7 protein-coding genes are annotated in these 6,000 nt (G+C 62.4%); 6 read left to right on the top strand and 1 reads right to left on the bottom strand.

Annotated elements, in window-relative coordinates; all coding sequences use genetic code 11:
* Positions 1-880 precede the first annotated feature (880 nt).
* The 5 genes from FWD29_01285 to FWD29_01265 all read left to right on the top strand — a co-directional run bounded on the left by FWD29_01285 (position 881) and on the right by FWD29_01265 (position 4,878).
* Complete coding sequence (locus FWD29_01285; protein MCL2802579.1) at positions 881-2,002, top strand: hypothetical protein; 1,122 nt, start codon at positions 881-883, stop codon at positions 2,000-2,002.
* A gap of 102 nt (positions 2,003-2,104) precedes the next feature.
* Complete coding sequence (locus tag FWD29_01280; GenBank protein MCL2802578.1) at positions 2,105-2,326, top strand: hypothetical protein; 222 nt, start codon at positions 2,105-2,107, stop codon at positions 2,324-2,326.
* 2 nt (positions 2,327-2,328) lie between these two features.
* Entirely contained in the window at positions 2,329-2,769 is a 441-nt protein-coding gene (locus tag FWD29_01275) for a PIN domain-containing protein (protein ID MCL2802577.1), read from the top strand.
* A gap of 95 nt (positions 2,770-2,864) precedes the next feature.
* Positions 2,865-4,244 carry a sensor histidine kinase gene (locus FWD29_01270; GenBank protein MCL2802576.1) on the top strand — a complete coding sequence of 460 codons (1,380 nt, stop codon included), beginning with the start codon at positions 2,865-2,867 and terminating at the stop codon, positions 4,242-4,244.
* Positions 4,225-4,878: a response regulator transcription factor gene (locus tag FWD29_01265; protein ID MCL2802575.1), complete on the top strand. Its 654-nt coding sequence runs from the start codon at positions 4,225-4,227 to the stop codon at positions 4,876-4,878. Before FWD29_01270 ends, FWD29_01265 begins: the two co-directional genes overlap by 20 nt.
* An 81-nt stretch (positions 4,879-4,959) precedes the next feature.
* Here the strand turns inward: FWD29_01265 and FWD29_01260 are convergent, their stop codons facing one another.
* Positions 4,960-5,271, bottom strand: coding sequence for a helix-turn-helix domain-containing protein (locus FWD29_01260; GenBank protein MCL2802574.1), 312 nt, complete (start codon positions 5,269-5,271; stop codon positions 4,960-4,962).
* A gap of 114 nt (positions 5,272-5,385) precedes the next feature.
* Between FWD29_01260 and FWD29_01255 the strand changes: the two genes are divergently transcribed.
* Positions 5,386-5,901, top strand: a complete 516-nt coding sequence (locus FWD29_01255; GenBank protein MCL2802573.1) for an RDD family protein — start codon at positions 5,386-5,388, stop codon at positions 5,899-5,901.
* The last annotated feature ends 99 nt before the right edge of the window (positions 5,902-6,000 follow it).

Here is a 6,000-nt window from a genome sequence, read left to right as displayed (position 1 = left end):
TGGTGGGTTGACGTGGCGGGGATGGTTCCCGGTGTCTGAGCCCAGTGTTGGTTTCCGGTGTCCAGAGACACTAGTTGCCTATGTCCTGAGACATGGGTTTCCTATGTCCTGAACCACAACACTCTCTGGCGCACTTTGTATCACCGCTGGTCACCGACGTCGCCGGGGTCGCTGGTAGCTCCGCGAAGCCGACCCCCGCTCGTTCCTGGATTTGGCCACCCTGGCCTGTCGTGACCTAGCGCCAAAGCAGGCTGACCGGCCGCGACTTAGCACCAAGACAGGTTGGGGCTGTGGGACGGCGGGAGTGACCAGGCCTTTTGTGCCTCATCCAGAATTCACACCTGTTTCTGTACTAGGTCGTGGCGGCTTGACCTGCGTTGATGCTAAGTCCTGGCGGCTTGACCTGCGTTAGTACTAGGTCGTAGCACCGTGACTTGCGTTAGTACCATGTCGGCGAACCCAGGGCTTGGGCGACCGGCTCGGCGTCCACACCGGATGCCGGTTGGTTCATGGCCACCGATGTGTTGGCGTATGTCGTCAACACGGCCAGCAGATCGTGGTTAGCGGAACCGACATCTGATAGTCAAAGAATCGGCCGGAAAATTGACACGTTTGGGGGACATGTCAACGGGGTTTAACTATCGCAATTGCTTCTGGCGTCAAATGCCGGGCCGACTAGGTACGCCAGCGGCCCTCAATGTCCGGTGGCGGCGACTCGAAGGCAACAACGCGCCTGGTCTGGCGGTGCGGTTCGACGTCGTGTGGGTAGTGCTGCGGTCGATGCGGCGGCCAGGCCTGACGGCGATGGCGACGGGCCGGTAACCTGCTGGCTGGGTGCAAACAGATGTCCGGGAGTGGCTCGATACGGGGAGGCTGTGTGATGAGGCGACTTGCCGCGGCCGCAGCCGCGATTGTGGCGGCGGCCTTTGGCGTGACGGCCTGCTCTGGGCCGGACAATCCCGGCAGTCAAACCGCGCCCCGTGCCGAAGCTCCGACTGAGGTGCGAGCGGCGCTCGGGGCGGTGTTTCAGACCTGTGAGGTCGATGCGGTCGAGGCCAGCTTCGCCGGTGTCGCAGATCCGATTGCTTTGCCGTTTGCCATGCCCCTGGCCGAGCTGAGCGCCATCGGCGTGACTCAAGTGGACTACCTGAGCCAGGCAGCAGCCTGGGTGGCTGTGGCTGATGCCTTTCACCGTGAGGCTAAGTCGGCTGGTGACAAGATTGTCCCACCGGGCGAAGGCGACGTGTTTTGGCTGGTTCGGATCGACATATCGCCGCCCGGGATGCCGCCAGATCTCAAAGATGAGTCCTCCGTAGTCGACAACGTCGACCTCACAGTCCGCCTCGGGGAGACTGAGACCTCGTGGTCGCCATATCGAAACGAGGACAAGACGCCGGCTCTCGAGGCTCCAGAAGGGACAGACGGCGGGGACGGCCTAGCCGATCTGACGCCCTACTTTTGCACGCGGATGGTTTTGGCCATCGCTGGGCCGGCCGATGCCGAGTCCCCCACTTTGGAGATGACGACCACCAACGGCGGTAGCTGGGCTGTCGATGTGGCCTCGGGCCAAGTCGAGACCAACATGACGCCCATGGTCGATTTGCCGGTGACAATTGCCGGCGGTTCGGCGACTCATCCGAGCTGGCCAGACTGCCCTTTGGTCGCACCCGATTGGGCCACCAAGGCCCGGGTGTGGGATTCGATCGCCGGCTGGGCGCCGGCCGGGATGGTGTGGCTGGCAGATGCGCCGCCAGCCTTCGAGGCAGATTGGTCCGCGATTGGCTGTTTCATCAACCCGGACACGGACCAGCTGATTGTGCGGATAGATGGTGACGAGGTGCCAAGCGACTTGGAGTTGATCGCTGTTCCACTGGGCGGCACACTCGAGGTCACGGTGGCCGCCCAGGCCGAGGCTCGAGGCGCCCAGCGAGGATCGGACAACCCGTTCATGGTGTCGTTCACCTACCTCTGGTACGTCCCCGCCGACCTTGACGCAGCCTAGGTGCTGCGCCTGATCACTTGCTTTGCGCCTCACTTCGAATTGGCATAGGCTTAGCAATATGCCTGGAGTCGAGGAGGTTCGAAGATGGGTCAGGTCCGCCAAGTGAGTTTGTTCCGGAATGGTCGTAACCAGGCACTGCGCGTACCGCGTGAGTTTGAGCTGCCCGGCGGCACCGCCTTGATGTACCAAGACGGCGCCCGCTTAGTGATTGAGCCGCTGCCGGGAGCATCGGTCACATCCCTGCTGTCGCAGTGGGACGACCTTGACGAACCCTGGCCGGAAATCGAGGACGAGCTGATGCCCCTCGACGAAAACGTCTTTTGACGATGGCGGCACAATGGGAAAGCCATCCCATCTTGATGTTGGACACCAACGCCGTGGTCGAAGTGCTCAGGCGGCCGAGGGGACAAGTTGCGGCCCATTTGTCCGAATTGCTGCCCGGACAAGCAGCAATCAGTGTGGTCGTGCTTGGTGAGCTTCGCTACGGCGTTGCCAGGGCCCAGGCGGCCGGTTTTGGGCCGCGACTCGAAGCCTTGGCTGCTTGCATGCCGGTGTTGCCACTGGATCGCGGTGTCGCAGAGCGGTACGGCGCCATTCGCGCCGATCTAGCAAGGCGAGGCACGCCGATCGGCATGAACGACCTGTGGATTGCGGCCCACGCTCTTAGCCTGGGTTTGGCGCTTGTGACTGACAACGAAAAAGAGATTAGACGCGTGCCGGGTTTGGTGGTCGAAAACTGGCTCAGGCCCAAACAGGTCGGCACCTAGGGAGCGCCCAACGCAGATAGTGGGGCTATCCCCACCTAGAATTTGGGGGGTAGCAGGCTGGTTTGACCAGGCCCGCGACCTGGATATTAGTAGGCATGACAAGCGTGATGGAAACCCAACAGCCAGACCAACAAACCCCCGCCCCCCAGCCAGTTGACCCTCGCCCAGCATTCGCTTGGCTGGGACGGTTTTTCGCCCAGACCGGCTACCTCCTTCTAACCCTGCCCATCGCCGTGGTCTCGTTCACGGTTCTGATCACGCTGGCCTCGCTCGGGGTCGGCACCCTGGTAATTTGGATTGGGCTGCTGGTATTGGCCTTCAACATGCTGATGGCCAAGGCCTTCGCCGCCGTCGAGCGCCGCCGGCTGTGGGCGGCTGGGGTCGAGCTTCACGTCCTGCCGCCGCCGCCAGATCTGACCAAGCCGACCAAGACGGGCCTGGGCCGCTGGTTCAAGCGTCATATCTTGTCCGCCGACGGTTGGCGCGCCTGGCTACACGGCGTCATCGCCCTGCCGCTAAGCTGCTTGACCTGGTCATTGACCCTGGCTTGGTGGTTCGTGCCACTGTTTGGACTGACCGAATGGGCTTGGCGTGCGGCCATTCCCTACGACACCTGCATCGCCACGATCGGCTACTGCGACTACAACGGCGACTACCGGACGCTAATGGACATCATCAATTGGCCCATGTCTCAGGTTCTATTCGACTTCATCATGGGCCTGGTGTTCGCTGTGACCTTGCCCTATGTCATGCGCGGGCTCTTTGCCATGCATGCCGGGCTGGCCAGGGGGTTACTGCAGCCAACTAACGGCTCGCTGATGCGACGGGTCCAGGATTTGGCCGAATCACGCGACCAGGCGATGGCCGCCCAAACTGATGATCTGCGTCGTATTGAGCGCGACATCCACGACGGGCCGCAGCAGCGCCTGATCCGGGTTGGCATGGACTTAGCCGCGGCCCAGCGCCGGCTTGAGGCCGGCGATGCCGAGGCTGCCAAAGACCTAATTGATCAGGCCCGGCAGTTCTCGGACGAAGCCGTCGAGGAGCTGCGCGCCTTGGCCCGCGGCATTGCCCCGCCAATTCTGGCTGACCGCGGCCTTGGCCCCGCCCTGGAGGCGGCTTGCGCGGCCAGTCCAGTGCCAGCCGATCTTGCCATTGACAACCCAGACGGTGTCCGGCCACCAGACACCGTCGCCACCATGCTCTACTTCACCGCCACCGAAGCTCTGGCAAATGTGGCCAAACACGCCGCTGCCTCTAAGGTTGAGGTGTGCCTGACCTTGTCGATGGCCGGGGCTCGCCTAACCGTGCACGATGACGGTGCCGGCGGTGCGCAGGTCACCACGGGCCACGGCTTGGGCAACCTTCAAGCCCGCGCCCGGGCGGTTGATGGTGACTTCAGGGTTGAGAGCCAAGAGGGTCAAGGCACCTTGATCACTGTGGAGGTGGCGAACAATGAAGGTGGTGCTGGCTGAGGACTCAGTGCTGCTGCGCGAAGGCCTGGCCCGTCTGCTCGAGGAGGATGGTCACCAGGTCGTCGCGGCGGTTGGGGACGCCACCGAGATTGTGCCCGCCGTCACCAAAACACGGCCAGATGTGCTTGTGGCCGATGTGCGCATGCCCCCGGGCCACGCCGACGATGGGCTTCAGGCCGCCGTGGCCGTCAAGCGGGCCTGCCCTGACGTGGCGGTGTTGGTACTGTCCAACTACGTCGAGGCAACTTACGCCCGTGAGCTTCTGGCCGATTCCCAGGGCGGTGTCGGATACCTGCTGAAAGATCGGATCGAGGATCTATCGGCTCTGAGTGACGCGTTGCGCCAGCTAGTGGCCGGCGGCACTGTGGTCGACCCGCAGGTCATCGCGCAGCTGTTGACCAGGCGTTCGGCCCGTAGCGCTCTGACCAAGCTGTCTCCGCGAGAACACGAGGTGCTGGCCCTTATGGCCGAGGGCCGGACCAACGCAGCTATCGCCTCTGAGCTGCATCTTTCTGCCGGAGGTGTGGAAAAGCACATCTCAGCGATATTTGCCAAACTCAACTTGCCGGCATCGGCCACCGATCACAGGCGCGTCTTGGCGGTCTTGGCCTTCCTGGGCGAAAGCCACAGCTAGTGGATTGCTCCGGTGATGTGGCCGCGATCCAGGCAAACCTCTCGCCCCGGATGTAACCGAGTCCTACCGAGTTGGTCGGTGCTATCGGCCGTCGGTTAGGTCCGGAATTCCAGGCGGAAGCAGTCCAGTCAGGGGCACCTCCAACGCTTGGCTTATGGCGATCAGGTTTCTCAAAGTCGGGTTGGCCGGAGTCCCGGGCTGTGATCGCCCCTTTTCGAGTTGCTGGTAGTGGAACCGCGTGATTCCCGCCAAGTGAGCGAGTTTCTCTTGAGTCAGGCGCCTATCGCTTCGGAGCTGGTACAGCCTGAGGCCTAGTGCCCGCGCATAGGCGGACCAGGCCTCGTCGCCTACTTTGGTTGATGCCCGGGCCGCTGGTGGAAGCTGATGGATCACACATCAACTGTGGAGACGGCCGCCTCGGGTGAAAGCATGATAAATCTGGCATAATCTATCTGGCTCCAATTCACTAGCCCCGCCAGGCGGGGCTTCACAGAAAGAGTGGTCGCAATGTGCCCCTCACAACTTCCACCAGGTCACGCCGACCTTGGCGATTGGTATCCGGCCCTGAAAGGGGCGACACCCGCGAACCCGGGAAAGAGGTTCGTTGCACTTTTCATCGATACGTCGATCGCGGCAATCATTGTGTTCGTCGGTCTTATGGTCGCGTTTGGGGGTTCCTCGGGCAGCAGTAGTTCGTCTGAGAGCGGATTCGGCGTGCCGCTCGTTTTTGGCGCGGTGGTGGTAGTGGTCCAGTGGGTACTGAACGCCCTCAAGGGCCAAACGATTGGCAAAAAGGCGGTTCGCGTGAGAATGGTCAGGGTGGACACCGGTGGAGCTCCGGGTTTCGGTCGCACCCTGGCGCGGTGCGTCATTTACGGCATTGGGTCATTGTTTTTCATTGCTGTCGTGGTGGGTGCCTTCCAGATTATCGCCAACCAGGCCACCCGCCGGGCCTGGTGGGACTGGGCTGGCAACAGCGCGATTATCGACCTGAAGATTGGGCGGGACACTTTACCCGGATGAGCTCCCCGGGTTTTGGTCTTCCGCCCGGGACTAGGACCTGATGCGTTGGTCTTTGTAGGCGGGACCATCTGACCCTGCGCAGGGAGCTCAGTTCGCCCT

The sequence above is a fragment of the Micrococcales bacterium genome, from assembly GCA_009784895.1.
In the GTDB taxonomy this organism is placed as follows: domain Bacteria; phylum Actinomycetota; class Actinomycetes; order Actinomycetales; family WQXJ01; genus WQXJ01.
The sequence above is the reverse complement of the archived record's forward strand: the minus strand, read 5'-3'. Positions and strand labels throughout refer to the sequence as shown.

Bases quoted from the DNA above. Each gene is read 5' to 3' on its own strand.
- FWD29_01255 (MCL2802573.1), top strand. From the start codon at position 5,386: ATGTGCCCCTCACAACTTCCACCAGGTCACGCCGACCTTGGCGATTGG.
- FWD29_01270 (MCL2802576.1), top strand. From the start codon at position 2,865: ATGACAAGCGTGATGGAAACCCAACAGCCAGACCAACAAACCCCCGCC.
- FWD29_01265 (MCL2802575.1), top strand. From the start codon at position 4,225: ATGAAGGTGGTGCTGGCTGAGGACTCAGTGCTGCTGCGCGAAGGCCTG.
- FWD29_01275 (MCL2802577.1), top strand. From the start codon at position 2,329: ATGGCGGCACAATGGGAAAGCCATCCCATCTTGATGTTGGACACCAAC.
- FWD29_01285 (MCL2802579.1), top strand. From the start codon at position 881: ATGAGGCGACTTGCCGCGGCCGCAGCCGCGATTGTGGCGGCGGCCTTT.